The organism is Pseudomonas sp. G3-19, assembly GCF_054855875.1.
This window is the reverse complement of sequence record NZ_JBMPIQ010000003.1, coordinates 1759841-1772951: the sequence shown is the minus strand read 5'-3', so window position 1 is coordinate 1772951 and position 13111 is coordinate 1759841. Positions and strand designations below refer to the sequence as shown.

Sequence of the window (13111 nt, the reverse complement as noted above, 5' to 3'; positions counted from 1 at the left end):
GATGAAACTACTTACAACGATGATTTGTGTTCTCTTGATCAGCGGGTGCCAGCCAAGTGATCCGCTATCAGCCAAAAACGACCCCAAATCTCCTTGGTGGGAGCTAGGCTTCACTGAGCCCAACTACATGAAAGTCTGGGTTGAGGACACTTCGGTCGAAGACATTAAAGGCAGAGTATTCCTGCGCACCGGAGGTGGATCCGCCTCAGGCGGGCAGCCAGAGGATGGAACAGCATCTGCTCAAGGTTGGCACGGCGTAGGAAGTAACGGAAAAAATGTTGTTGGTGCTGATCTTCCCGAAAGGATCAATGTCCGTTGGCAATCCATTGTTGAACCGCAAACGTACAAGGCCTGGGTAGATATCCCAGAGGAAGCCAGACAACTCATGCTTGAGTCCGTCAATCAGCGCTGCGCTAAAACACCTGAACAAAAGGGGCGCTATAACGCGTCTCTCTACTTGGGCCTGGCACCCGGTGGTGTCGTGCGAGTCTGGGTTCGAGACTCATGCCACCATCCTGTCAAAGTCGCCAGAGCACAGGCAGAGGTCGAACCGCTGGGGCCTAGTCAAGGTAAGAACCAAGGGCGCTATGCGTATCCCGTCAGCGAAAAGTCCAAGCGGTATATCGAGAAATTCGGCATTCCGTACGGGAGTTGGTAGGAAGCAGCAAGAAGACATCTCCTGCCTGTCCTTATGTCGAGTCATTGCTGCGCCCAACGAAGGGCCGCTTTCGGCCAGAAGCTGACGCTCAACCTCGCGCCCTTGGAGATCGGATTTATAGCTCAATCAGCAAGGCCAAGCTTTCTGCTAAACCAGTAATAATCTGTATAGTCAAATGCGCCTCCAAACAATTCATCTATTCTCGCTTTGATGATTGTGTAGTCATGACGAGCGCGACCTCTATCGTGGCATTGAGAGTTTTTTTCAATTTGTCCGGCCAGATATTTAATGGAGTTTTCATTAAATAGCTTTATGTACTGGGGGATCGATACTTGAAAGCGCGAATCCGCCTGATCATAGTTTGTGCTGACTCCGTAGTACGTTGAGGCAATCATGCAGAACTTCTCTTGCCATTCTTCAGAATCGGAGAGTTTAAGTATGTAATCAAATTGGTATGAACTGAAAACCGGCTTGTCTTTTATAATCCACTCCTGTAGATCATCACCATGCTTGAAAATATTCTCCTTTACAAACCATCCTGCAGTTTTACCTATAGGATCGCTCTCAATATAATGTTCAACTTTTAGACGAGCAGCGTCGCTTAAAATGGGGAATAATTCGTGATTTTCAGAAAGGAAGAATATAAGATATTGCAAAGGGCTACCAGCGCTAGCCACATTGCTAAAAAAATCAACATCTCCTCGTATTGCTTCAGGAAGCAAAGCTTTATTTCTGGTAGCTATCACCTCAAGCACATGAAGATTGATTAGTCTGTTAGTTTCACACTGCTCATTTTCAACTCTAAACACGATCTTCCATAGGGAACGAAATATATTTAACTCAACTGGCACGGTGGTTCTATCAAAATACCGATTCACAACATATTTTTTTACTTTTGATCTGTCATTAAGTATCTCGCGAGACTCTGAAATATCATCAAGTAATTCTTGAAAAATATGCTGGGTATAGAAAGGAGGCTTGATTAAAACATCGGTCAAAGTATTTCGAATTAATGCTCTAACGGTTTCTTTGTTAGGTGAATGCAGCTCACGTTCCCTGTTCAAAACAGGATGCGCTGAAAGGTGTCTTTGCTTTTGCAGATATCTCAAATTTTCGTATTCGGAACTATCCAGCAAATTTGTTTTATCATTTACCTCATCAATCAACTTCAGTTCCCAAGCGGCAGATTTATGATCTAGCTCTTGAATCTTACTGACCTCATCTAATATCGACTTCGCTGACCCATCATCATACAGATCGATCAGATTTTGTAACTTATAAACAATGTCGCATATCGCTACCGACCAAAGCATCACGACTGCCGATCTATAATTTCCGTTTTGATATGAAGACAAAACCTCTCTGAAATATTCTTTTGTCCTGCCATAATGAATACTGCCTGACATTTTTTCTAACGAGAACTCGTCCATAAAATTTCCGCCTAGTAGCTTGATATCGTGGCGCATTAAATTATAGCATTTAGAATGCACCAATAGAATTGAAGCAGGCTCCTTCTACTTCGTAGTTCTTGCATCCGCAAAGTCTCTCGCGAGCGCCTGCTATCGGCCAAAAGTATACCTCCAAATGAATCTACGAAACTACGGGCGACTCATAGATCTATGTCACGAGTAGCACATCACGACTGGAGCGGGATTGCTGGGTAAATATTTCTTTTTAGCCCAATCAAATGCGGTCGTCACTGGAGGCCAAAGACCCTGAATAACCATCAGCAATGCGAAAGTCAAAAATGCTCGCAATAGAAAAACATGGGTCATTTTTATACAGGTAACTTTTTCGTTCACCAACGGATAATTCAAGTGGATGGCAAGTGTGATTTCCTTGATGAGTGTCGTTGGAGATTCGGAGCTACCTGCGAGGCGGACCAAATCACTCGAATGAATTTGGTTAAATTGAGATACCCTCAGCGTATGAAATGCCCACAGGCCGGCGTTGACCAAGTAACAGATGGCCAATGCAAATATTAGTAGGGACGCACCCGAAAATATTGCGCTCGCCTTATCGTTCCAGATACTGGGGATAAGAGATGTCAAAACGGGCACAAGCGCAGTGATCGCGGCAAAGTAGATTCCAGCTTTTGTGTCAGCGCTTCTGCGGCGTTCAGCTTCTGCATCATAAAGACGACGTGCCTCATCAAGCGCAACAGCGGCGCCAGGGCTCCAATTATCCTGCTGAATGGAGGCCCGAAGCTTGCTCTCAGAATCGCTTAGGGCTTGGGCCTCCGCGACAGTTTGCTTTTCGAGAATGGGCCAAACAAACTCGCGAATTCTGTTCATCCGAAGGATATCTCTTCCAGCTCGTCAACAATGGCTTTAGAAATCGGATAACCCGTCAAGTTCTCTATCCACGCCCATTGTCCGTTGGGGTTGACCTCCAGAAACCAAAGCTTGCCCTCTTGGTCGCACACAAAATCGATGGCACCAAATTTCAGCCCTAGCGCCCTAACGAGAGCAATACAGCGACGATTAATCGATTCCTCGAGCTCAATCCTCTCATGTTTCAAATCGGTTCGAGTGCCCTGACGCCAATCTACTTCAGTCTCTGCATTGGTCTGCGACCAAATTGCAGTCGCGAAAATGTTGGTACCGACCACCGTTACCCGCACATCGTAACGTTTAAGAATTTCCTTTTGAACAATGAAGGGAGCTAGTGCGACAGCTTCAGCATCGCTCTCATTCAGCTCATCGATGCGATGAGTGAACATTACACGCTCGTTATCGCCAGAAAGAACGGCTTCTCGCAAAGGTTTTCCAATTGATCGGTGCTGATTTGTCAGCTTCTTCACCAACGTCCAATCATTAGTAACGCAGCCTTCTGGTATGTCGAAACCCAGTTCGTGAGCGAGGATTAATTGTCGAGGTTTGTCTTCAGCTAAAAATATCTGCGTAGGGCTACTAAACCAGATATCTTCAAGACGCATATACAAGCTTTTGAGAAAACTACCCCACTCGTACTCCACGTATCTCTTCTCGGCTTGATCCTTCACGAAATCCAAGGCATTAGGTGCTCCAGGACGGCGGAAGTAGGCTGCCGTGACTTGGTCTCCTCGAATCTCGTGGTCGCCGATGCGAATCGACCATTTTCTACGCTCTCGCCCCGACATGGTACTGATTGACTGCGGCAAGAGTTCAGTGTTGAGCCGGTAAAACGGTATCTCGCGGCGCCTTAGTTCGGCGACCACATAGTCCATCGTTATATCCCGTCGATTGGTAACCAATAAAATCATCGTCATTCCTTTGGCTAATCGTTGAAATACTGAGACTCCAAGCCAGACGCCGGATCGCCGTTATCATCTTTTTCCACCTGCACATTGGTCTTGGTAACGAGCTCCAAAAACTGGTTGAAATCGTTCGCAGCATCATCTTTTTCGACAACGGTGTCTGTCTTGGTCACAAGCTCCAACAGATGGCTCATTGCAGAGTCAACATCATCACTTTCTGCACGTACCTCAGTTATAGTTTTCAGCTCGTCCAGCGAATAAAGGCCTTCGTCATCCTGCTCCGCGTTCACTTTGGTCTTCGTCATAAGCTCGGCTAACGCAAAATGGTCAATAATGGGAACAGGGCCAGTTTCTGAATCTACGACCCACATCGCCATTTCGGTTGAGTAGTAACCGGGCAATCTGTCCTCGCCCGTTCTTGCGATCGCAAAGCGCGCCAAAAAGGGCATAGCCTCGCCAGATATTACTTTTTTCATCACGCCCATGTTTTGCTCTCCCTGCTCAAGGTTACTATCAAATAGCCGTAATTGACGATACTGCTTTGACATCACGAAGTCGACTCACTAGCTGTACGAAGCTGAGGCTCCTCCCGACCACTTTGCATCACTCCTAATTTTTAAGCACTCGGAATGTCAGCTTCTGGCCGAAAGCACCCCCATCCGTAAATTCCCTATCAGCCCGAGCACTGCCAGATCAACGGAATCTATTACCGGTATCAATCAGCAACGATCTCAAACGCAGCACTCCCCAAAATCTCCCCATTCACCAAAACCCTAACCCCATGCCGCCCCAAAAAATGCCTCCGCGTCGTAAAATCCCGAATCACCTGCCGCCTCCCTACAACCACCTCCTCAAACCCCGCCAACTCCACCGTCTTCAACTTGAAAACCTTCCCCGAAACCCCGCCATTCGCCTTCACATAGTCAATCGCATAATCAATCACCAACCGCTGTTCATGCGCCACCGTCGACTTCACCGTAAACGACAACGTAATCGCTTCCCCCAACCTGACCACCGCCGGTTCAACCCGCACATCCAACAACTCAACCTCAGCCTTGGCCCCAGCACCAATCACCGTCAGCGCACGCAGATCCCCCAGTTTGATCAAACTACGCAACGCATGCTTGGCAATCCACGCCGTGTGTTTGTTCTCCAGTGGCCAGCCTTCAATCGTGTCCAGCACCCATTCCGGATGTTCCTTGGTCACGTCGTTCAGATGGTTCGCCACGGACTTGCGTACGTACAAACTCTCGTCGGCTTTCAACCGGTCAAGGATTCCGGCGGCCAGTTGCGGGTTGGCTTGCACGGGTTCCAGGCGGAATGACCAGGGCAGGCGGGGGCGGGTGCCTTCGCTGGCGAGGCGGCGGATGTGGTGGTTTTGGTCTTGGGTCCAGTCGTGCATGAGTTCCAGCGAGCGTTCGAGGTCGCTGCGCAGGAAGTGGCGGATGGCGAATTCGGAGGAGCCGAAGGTGGTGAAGTATTTCAGTGCTTGCATCGAGGTATCGAAGGCGTGGCCGCCGTAGCTGGCGACGTAGTGCGGCAGGCACATGCTGACGAATCCGCTGTTGAGGCGGGGGGCGAGTTCGCGCAGGACTTCGAGGGAATCTTCGTAGTCCAGCGGCAGCACGGCGTGCAGGCTTTCGCTGACGCGGGCCATGCGTTGCATTACCGACAATTCCGCCAGCCCTTGGTTGGCGTGCTTGAGAAACGCCTTGGCCTTGAACGCCGGGTACACGGCGCTCATTTCGCTGGCGATGTGTTGCAGGCGCTCGGCGTTGAAGATTTCCTTTAACGCCGGGGCGGCGGTGTCGGTGGTGCTCATGGTCAGGTCATCGGGGTGCTGACGAACGCTTCGAGGGTTTCGGCGTACGCGGTGTATTGGGCGATGTGCGGGTAGCGGCGGGTGTCGATCTGGTCGGGGACGACGAGGTCGGTGAAGCTCCAGGCGACGGCGAGGCTGATGCCGGCCTGGGTGAGGGTGCCGTCGGTGGGCAGGCCGGTTTTTTCCAGTTCCTGTTCGAGGGCGGTGAAGGCGGCGGCGAGTTGGCCTTCGACGCGTTCGACCCACGGCTGGTATTGAATGTCGGCCGGGCGCAGGTTGCGTTCGTAGTAGAGCTGCACGGCTTTTTCGCAGGCGGCGAGGCTGAGGCCGATCAGGCGCAGGGCGTGGGCGCGTTGTTGGAGGTCGCTCGGCAGCAGGCTTTTGCCGCTGGCGGCTTCCAGGTAGTCGAGGATCAGGGTGGAGTCCATCAGGACCACGCCGTCATCGAGGATCAGCGTGGGCGCCTTGACCACCGGGTTGATCTGCTGGAATTGCTCGAAGTGGCGGAACACCGAGACCGATTCATGTTCGAGGTCGATGCCGAGGCGTTTGGCGGAGATCGCCACGCGGCGCACGTAGGGGGAGTCCAGCATGCCGATCAGTTTCATGACGCGTTCCTTCAAGTCGAACCGGTGGGAAGGCATAACCTAGCCGAGCCTGAGGCAAATGTCAGTCGTCAAAACCGGCTTGTTCGTGAATCTCGTCCACATTCAATTCCAGCCGATACGCCACCGCCACAAATAACGCCTGACACAAACACAACGTCGCGCTCAGCGAACGGAACGCCAGTGCGCTGCCCTCATTCACCAGCAGCAGGCTGTTGGCGTTTTTGGCCAAAGGCGAGAGGTGGCTGTCGGTGAGGATCAGGGTGTTGGCCTGTTGCTGGCGGGCATAGCGCAGGCAGTGTTGGGTTTCCTTGGCGTAGGGGGTGAAGCTGATGGCGATGACCAAATCACCGCTACGCACGCTGCGCATCTGCTCGCGATAACTGCCGCCCAGTCCGGAAACCAGGTGAATCCGCTTGTGAGTGTGTTGCAAGTTGTAAACGAGGTAGTCGGCGACGGCGAAGGAGCGACGTACGCCGACCACATAGATGTTGTCGGCGTTGACGATCAGGTCGACGGCTTTTTCGAACGCGACGTCGTCGAGTTCGCGGCCCAGGCGTTCGATGCCGGAGCGGGTGGCGTCGATGCATTCGCGGGCGAGGTCGCCGTCGCTGGCCTGCTGCGACTGGTTGGCGATCATGCTGCGGATGCGTTGCTGGTAGTTGTGCACCGGCGAGGCTTTGTGGGTGTAGGCGGCGCGGAATAGCGCCTGCATTTCGCTGAAGCCGCTGAAGCCGAAGCGTTGCGAGAAACGCACGATGGCGGACGGATGCACCTCGCATTCCCGGGCGATGTCGCTGATGCGATCGACCATGATCCGCTCGCTTTGCTGGCTCATGTAGCTGGCGATGCGCTTGAGTTGGCGCGGCAGGGTGTCGTATTCGTCGGTGATCAGTTGCAGCAGACGCTCGGCATTGATCGGGGGGCTGGCGAGGGGGCGCTCGTCGTTGGCCGGCAGATCGGGGCGGGGCATAAGTCTTCCTTTAGGCTGATCAAATCACACTGAGGCTGATGTTAGGAGGGCTTTTGGGGTTCTGCTTGGCTGAAACGATGCACCGGGAGAAGAAAAATTCGCGATGAGGCACCAGCGGTTAGCCGTTTGTCTTCTATATACAGCCGCTCGACTGAATTTCTTGCTATAAACGCACTCCGATGACCGCCATGAAGCCTGTGTCAGAGCTGTTTACGGCTGTTGTCGGACAAATTCCCGGTATTTACAGTTGCTGAGGCCTCAAACGGGCCTTAGACTGCCGCCCCTTCGTAAATTGAGTGCCGGGTGGCGTTTGCAATAAACGATGCCTTTTCGTCGACCGGACACGGTTCGCCGGAACGCTCCCTATTTCGCCTTAATGCACGTTTTTTTATAGAGATATCAATGACAAAGGACAAGTTGCTGGCCATGCCGGCAGATGACTACATGAATGCCGAGCAACACGCTTTCTTCACTGAGCTGTTGCAGAACATGAAAGTCGAAACCCACGAGCGCATTGAGCAAAACCGTATCGCCATCGAAAGCCTGGACACTCCGGCCGACCCGGCGGACGCGGCTTCGGTTGAAGAAGAGCGCACCTGGCTGGTGAACGCGATCGATCGCGACCAGCGCATGCTGCCGCAACTGGAACAAGCCCTTGAGCGCATCAAGGAAGACAGTTTTGGCTGGTGCGACGACAGCGGCGAGGCCATCGGCCTGAAACGCCTGCTGATCAGCCCGACCACCAAGTACTGCATCGAAGCTCAAGAGCGTCACGAGCAGATCGACAAGCACCAGCGTCAGGCCTGATTCCATGGCTGCCCCCTGAATCGGGGGCGCCTGCAAAAGATCGCAGCCTTCGTCAGCTCCTACACGAGCTGACGGGGCTGCGATCTTTGCTTTTGCTCGTCTGCGATATGTTGCGCGCCGTTCCATTGACCTGCTGCAGACTCCACGACTAACGGACCATGGATAATGGCGTTCTAGTGGCGTTTAATGCAGTCACAACAATGAGAACAAGCGTGGGGTGTTGATATGACGAGAGATGGATCTCTGGTTGGGGCTTTGCCCGCACCAGTGCTGTTGCCGAAAAACCGCTGGATCGCTCCGACCCTGCAAAGCATCGCCCTGATGCTGTTGCTCGCCGGCATGACGCTGGGTGGATGGTCGCTGTACATCGGCATGCCGCTGGCGGTGCTGATCGTCTGGCTGCCGCGCCTGCGATCGCGTGTCACCCCTGATGCTGCGCCTGTCGATACCGGCAGCGCGATTTCCGAACTCACCCGCGATCTTTCCTACACCACCAGTCATAACGCGCTGTCAGCCGCCGGTGTGGCGTATTCCGTCAAGCAACTGGCGAGCAAACTCGAATCGCAACTCGATGCGGCGGCGCAGATTGTCAGCAACGCCGAAGTGATGATCGCCACCGAACACGCCACTTCGCAGCTCAGTCGTGAAGCGCTGGACGCCGCCAGCGAAGCGCATCACAGCAGCGCGGCGGGGCGCACCGAACTGGTGGATTCGATTGCGCGCATGCATCAACTCAGTCAACGCGCCAACGCCAGCCGTGAATTGATCGAAGCCCTGAGCCTGCGCAGCGATGACATTCAACGGGTGACGCTGGTGATTCAGTCCATCGCCAGCCAGACCAATCTGCTGGCCCTCAACGCAGCGATTGAAGCGGCGCGGGCGGGTGAGCATGGCCGTGGTTTTGCGGTGGTGGCGGATGAGGTGCGTGGTCTGGCAGCGCGGACGGCCTCGGCGACCGGCGAAGTCGGCGAAATGGTTGCCGACATTCAGCAGCGTACGGCGCAAGTGGTGGAGCAGATCCGCGAGCTGTCCAGCGATCTGCAGACCGGTGTCGAACAAGTTGAAAACACCGGCCAGCATCTGGAAAACATCGCACGGCTGGCGGCCGGGGTGGAAACCCAGGTCGGTGAAATCGCCCGTGGTGCGGAAACCAATCGCGAGCAGCTCGACAGTCTGTTCAAGGCCATCGAGCAGATGCGCAGCGATCTGGCGATCAGCGATCAGCAGACCCGACGTCTGGCCGAGGCCGCTGTGCAGATGGAAGGGCAGGCGGAAACCATCAGCGAGCGTCTGGCCGAAGTCGGTCTGGATGACTATCACCAGCGCGTCTATGACTTGGCGCGTGAGGGCGCGAGTCAGATTGCGGCGCGGTTCGAGGCGGATGTCGAGCAGGGGCGGATCAGTCTTGAGGATTTGTTCGACCGTCAATATCAACCGATTCCCGGGACGCAGCCGGCGAAGTTTCAGACCCGTTTCGACCGCTACACCGATCAGGTGCTGCCGGCGATCCAGGAGCCGTTGCTGCCGCGTCATGAGGGGTTAGTGTTCGCGATTGCCTGCACGCAGCAGGGTTATGTGCCGACGCACAACCTGGCGTTCAGTCAGCCGTTGACTGGTGACCAGCAGATCGACGCGGTGGGTAATCGTACCAAACGCAAGTTCGCCGACCGCACCGGGATCCGCTGCGGCAGCCATCAACAGGCGGTGTTGCTGCAGACCTACACCCGTGACACCGGGGAGCTGATGCACGACTTGTCGGTGCCGATCATGGTCAAGGGCCGGCATTGGGGCGGTCTGCGCCTGGGTTACAAGCCGGAGAATCCGCGCTGATCGATTGTTACCGCTCGCGCAATGAATCTGTGCACGGGCGTTGCTGTTTCCTCTGCGACGAAGTCATTAACATGGCCGTTAGTTAGGTAGCTAATGAAGTCGAGAGGTCAGTATGTGCAGAGTCGATGTCGCGGTGATGATTGGCAGTGGTGTGCCCGCCGGATTGCGCGCGATGGGCCAGAGCGTCTGCTGGGTGGTGTTGCTCAATGGTGAGCGGCGTGGCACCGCGTTCGCCAGTCGCGACGAGGCGGAGGAGTGCAAGGCTGCCTGGCTCGCGCAACTGATGGCCGAGCCTGGCGACAGCCTGCACTGACATTTATTAACGTCCGTCGTGCAGGCGTACGTTCAATTCATCGACCATCACCGCTTCTTCGCCGTCGGCGCGCAGCCACTCCTTCAGCAGTTGCGCCTGTTGCGCTGTCCAGAACTCGGCATCGATCAACTTGGTGTTGGCATCCAGCGGATGCGCTTCGATGAAATCGTCGATTGCCCCGTTTTCCGATGGCAGGCCCAGTTGGTCGAACAGGGTTTTCAGATCATATGCAGGCAGTTCCATCGTGTACTCCTTTTGCGTGTGCCGAAATGGCGCTGTCGCTCGCTCTTTATCTGAGGCAGCCGTTGGGCAAGAGTTCGATCCGTGATTCAAGCAAGCGGGCGAGGGCGCACGCTTCGTTATGGTCTTCGCGGAAACCTCTTACACGGCCGGTGGAAGATTCCTTGATATGAAAGAACGCATTACCTGCCGGGACCACCTGAAATCGCGGGGTCTGGACGCTTTGTGCGTATTGCGCAAGTTCCGGCAAATCAGTGCCGTGCAGCACGAAAGGCGTATCCATGACTGGTTTGGAGGGCTGGGCAAAGTGAGTCAGAGTGCACATATGAAGTCCTTTTCATGAGATAGCCGACGGTTACAGGTCGGTTCGGGTAGTCGGAAGCAGCATCGCTGCTCTAGAATCGCCAGTGTCTGCTGGCGACAGGTGCCTATCTAAAGCAATTTTTTACCGGCGATATGTCGGAAAAGGGCTTTTTTTCGTCAGTTTTTTCCCTAAAGTTTGTAGTCCGTCTTCGTTGCGCTTCAATGAAGATTTTTCCTTCAAGGCCTGGCGAACATCGAGGCAAGTTTCTCGCCTGACTTTCCAGTAGTCTTGCGAACTTGTGATGTATGGGCGCTCCGCTTGTTTCAGGTGTACTGAAGTCATTCGGTAACAGCATCGGCCTGGCCGTTTTTTTGCCGTGCGCGTTTTGGCGCGGGTACTTTTTCAGATGTGGGGATGTTTCTTTGGCAGTCAGTAACCTCGATATGCATGCTTTGTTCGTGTTGGGTGATTTGCGTGCAAAGCTGGTCAAGCTGTTCCAGTCGCGTTTTGTTTACATCACCGAACAGAACGCCGAAGGCATTTACGTGGCCGAGATCGACACCGAAAGTGCGTTGGTGGTTGATGACAAACCGGGGCTCAAGCTCAAGGTCGGCGATCATTTCAGCGCGGCCGTGCTGCCCAGCCGTGAAGGCGGCAAGATGGACATTCGCTTTCGCGAAATCAAACTCACGGTGTACGGCCTGGGCGATTACGCCTTTGTCGATACAGCGGACGGCCACGCGATCCTGTTCAAGGAAGGCCACAGCGTGGTGACGGTGTTTGCCGCACACCAGCAACTGCAGGAAGGCCTGACCAAGACCCTGAAAGCCGTTACCGGTAAAGCGGCGAAGTGGCGCAAGGGCGAACTGATCACGTTCAAGGCCAGCGAGTGATCGGTGGTGTGAGTCGCGCCGACTTCCATTCGCAGAACCTCGACCGCGCACGTGAAGAGGCATTGCGCCTGTTCAACGCCAAAGCCGAATTGCAGGGCGCGTGGCTGAGCTGGGTGGCAGCGCAGATCTACACCTTGCGGCCTGCGGAATACGCCAGCATGGTCAGACGCGAGCTGCAAAGCTTGCAGGAAAAGTCTGAAACATAACCTCGCCGGGATTGGCCCCCGGAAAAAGCAGGAACCTCGGCTACAGTCAGTTGACTGAGTATTCAGAGGCTTGCGGTCTTCTGCCAGGCCATCCTGCTATTGCTGTGAACAGCACGAGGTGCAAAGCATGAAAGGAATTCGACGGCTATTGGCCGCCAGCGTGGTTTCGTTCGGTGTACTGACGGCCGCGCAGCCGGCAGCGGCGGCGCAGGCACCGATTCATTTTGCCGACCTGAACTGGGAAAGCGGCAGCCTGATCACCGATGTCCTGCGGATCATCGTCGAGAAGGGCTATGGCCTGCCGACCGATACGTTGCCCGGCACCACCATCACCCTGGAAACCGCGCTGGCCAACAATGACATTCAGGTTATTGGCGAAGAGTGGGCCGGGCGCAGTCCGGTGTGGGTCAAGGCTGAAGCGGAGGGCAAGGTCGTCAGTCTCGGCGATACGGTCAAGGGTGCGACTGAAGGCTGGTGGGTGCCGGAATACGTGATCAAGGGTGACCCGGCCAAGGGCATCAAGCCGCTGGCGCCGGACCTGCGCAGTGTCAGTGATCTGAAGAAATACAAGGACGTGTTCAAGGACCCGGAAAATCCGAGCAAGGGTCGGTTCCTCAACAGCCCGATCGGCTGGACCTCGGAAGTGGTGAACAAACAGAAGCTGACCGCTTACGGCCTGCAGGACGATTACACCAATTTCCGCAGTGGCTCGGGCGCGGCGCTGGATGCCGAGATCAGCTCTTCGATCCGTCGGGGCAAACCGGTGCTGTTCTATTACTGGTCGCCGACGCCATTGCTGGGCAAATTCAAACTGGTGCAGCTGGAAGAGCCACCGTTCGATGCCGAGGCGTGGAAGACCCTGACCGATGCCGATAACCCCAATCCGAAACCGACCCGTTCGCTGGCATCGAAGCTGTCGATTGGCGTGTCTACGCCGTTCCAGAAGCAGTATCCGCAGATTGCCGAATTCTTCAGCAAGGTGGATTTCCCGATCGATCCGCTGAACAAGGCGTTGGCCGAGATGAGCGAGAAACACACCGCACCACGGCAGGCGGCTGAGGCCTTCATGAAGGCGCATCCGGAGGTGTGGCAGGCTTGGGTGCCGAAGGATGTGGCGGAGAAGGTGGCGGCTGATCTGAAATAGATAGTTGAGACTGCTGGCCTCTTCGCGAGCAAGCCCGCTCCCACAATTGGAGCGCTCTGTCCTGTGGGAGCAGTCTCA

At 54.7% G+C, this 13111-nt stretch carries 16 protein-coding genes; 7 read left to right on the top strand and 9 right to left on the bottom strand.

Going from position 1 to position 13111, the window contains the following annotated elements; genetic code table 11:
* Position 1 precedes the first annotated feature (1 nt).
* Positions 2-658, top strand: a complete 657-nt coding sequence (locus tag ACOYXI_RS08035; protein WP_461674692.1) for a DUF2931 family protein — start codon at positions 2-4, stop codon at positions 656-658.
* A 122-nt stretch (positions 659-780) separates the two neighbouring features.
* Here ACOYXI_RS08035 and ACOYXI_RS08030 read toward each other — a convergent pair whose 3' ends face one another.
* The 7 genes from ACOYXI_RS08030 to ACOYXI_RS08000 form a co-directional block, all read right to left on the bottom strand.
* Entirely contained in the window at positions 781-2088 is a 1308-nt protein-coding gene (locus ACOYXI_RS08030) for a hypothetical protein (protein WP_461674691.1), read from the bottom strand.
* Positions 2089-2280: 192 nt separating this feature from the next.
* Entirely contained in the window at positions 2281-2952 is a 672-nt protein-coding gene (locus ACOYXI_RS08025) for a hypothetical protein (protein WP_461674690.1), read from the bottom strand.
* Positions 2949-3902: an MvdC/MvdD family ATP grasp protein gene (locus ACOYXI_RS08020; protein WP_461674689.1), complete on the bottom strand. Its 954-nt coding sequence runs from the start codon at positions 3900-3902 to the stop codon at positions 2949-2951. Before ACOYXI_RS08020 ends, ACOYXI_RS08025 begins: the two co-directional genes overlap by 4 nt.
* A 14-nt stretch (positions 3903-3916) precedes the next feature.
* Entirely contained in the window at positions 3917-4381 is a 465-nt protein-coding gene (locus ACOYXI_RS08015; RefSeq protein WP_461674688.1) for a hypothetical protein, read from the bottom strand.
* 230 nt (positions 4382-4611) lie between these two features.
* Positions 4612-5718: a DNA alkylation repair protein gene (locus tag ACOYXI_RS08010; protein ID WP_461674687.1), complete on the bottom strand. Its 1107-nt coding sequence runs from the start codon at positions 5716-5718 to the stop codon at positions 4612-4614.
* Positions 5719-5720: 2 nt separating this feature from the next.
* Complete coding sequence (locus ACOYXI_RS08005) at positions 5721-6326, bottom strand: glutathione S-transferase (protein WP_098964391.1); 606 nt, start codon at positions 6324-6326, stop codon at positions 5721-5723.
* A gap of 61 nt (positions 6327-6387) precedes the next feature.
* Positions 6388-7296, bottom strand: coding sequence for a MurR/RpiR family transcriptional regulator (locus ACOYXI_RS08000; protein ID WP_461674686.1), 909 nt, complete (start codon positions 7294-7296; stop codon positions 6388-6390).
* 402 nt (positions 7297-7698) lie between these two features.
* Between ACOYXI_RS08000 and ACOYXI_RS07995 the strand changes: the two genes are divergently transcribed.
* The 3 genes from ACOYXI_RS07995 to ACOYXI_RS07985 all read left to right on the top strand — a co-directional run bounded on the left by ACOYXI_RS07995 (position 7699) and on the right by ACOYXI_RS07985 (position 10246).
* The gene (locus ACOYXI_RS07995; RefSeq protein ID WP_003225981.1) at positions 7699-8103 is read left to right on the top strand and encodes a TraR/DksA family transcriptional regulator; all 405 of its coding nucleotides are present in this window, start codon (positions 7699-7701) and stop codon (positions 8101-8103) included.
* Positions 8104-8328: 225 nt separating this feature from the next.
* Positions 8329-9933 carry a methyl-accepting chemotaxis protein gene (locus tag ACOYXI_RS07990; RefSeq protein WP_461674685.1) on the top strand — a complete coding sequence of 535 codons (1605 nt, stop codon included), beginning with the start codon at positions 8329-8331 and terminating at the stop codon, positions 9931-9933.
* A 112-nt stretch (positions 9934-10045) separates the two neighbouring features.
* The gene (locus ACOYXI_RS07985) at positions 10046-10246 is read left to right on the top strand and encodes a hypothetical protein (protein ID WP_007966907.1); all 201 of its coding nucleotides are present in this window, start codon (positions 10046-10048) and stop codon (positions 10244-10246) included.
* Between the two features lie 6 nt (positions 10247-10252).
* Here the strand turns inward: ACOYXI_RS07985 and ACOYXI_RS07980 are convergent, their stop codons facing one another.
* Both ACOYXI_RS07980 and ACOYXI_RS07975 read right to left on the bottom strand, forming a co-directional pair.
* Positions 10253-10489, bottom strand: a complete 237-nt coding sequence (locus tag ACOYXI_RS07980; protein ID WP_461674684.1) for a DUF2789 family protein — start codon at positions 10487-10489, stop codon at positions 10253-10255.
* A 46-nt stretch (positions 10490-10535) separates the two neighbouring features.
* Complete coding sequence (locus tag ACOYXI_RS07975) at positions 10536-10811, bottom strand: hypothetical protein (protein WP_098964388.1); 276 nt, start codon at positions 10809-10811, stop codon at positions 10536-10538.
* A gap of 401 nt (positions 10812-11212) precedes the next feature.
* Here ACOYXI_RS07975 and ACOYXI_RS07970 point away from each other — a divergent pair, with 401 nt between their 5' ends.
* The 3 genes from ACOYXI_RS07970 (at position 11213) to ACOYXI_RS07960 (ending at position 13033) form a co-directional block, all read left to right on the top strand.
* Positions 11213-11683: a hypothetical protein gene (locus tag ACOYXI_RS07970; protein WP_007966910.1), complete on the top strand. Its 471-nt coding sequence runs from the start codon at positions 11213-11215 to the stop codon at positions 11681-11683.
* An 8-nt stretch (positions 11684-11691) separates the two neighbouring features.
* Positions 11692-11889, top strand: a complete 198-nt coding sequence (locus ACOYXI_RS07965; protein ID WP_098968428.1) for a hypothetical protein — start codon at positions 11692-11694, stop codon at positions 11887-11889.
* A gap of 127 nt (positions 11890-12016) precedes the next feature.
* Positions 12017-13033 (top strand): ABC transporter substrate-binding protein, encoded by a 1017-nt coding sequence (locus ACOYXI_RS07960; RefSeq protein WP_461674683.1) that lies wholly within the window; start codon positions 12017-12019, stop codon positions 13031-13033.
* The last annotated feature ends 78 nt before the right edge of the window (positions 13034-13111 follow it).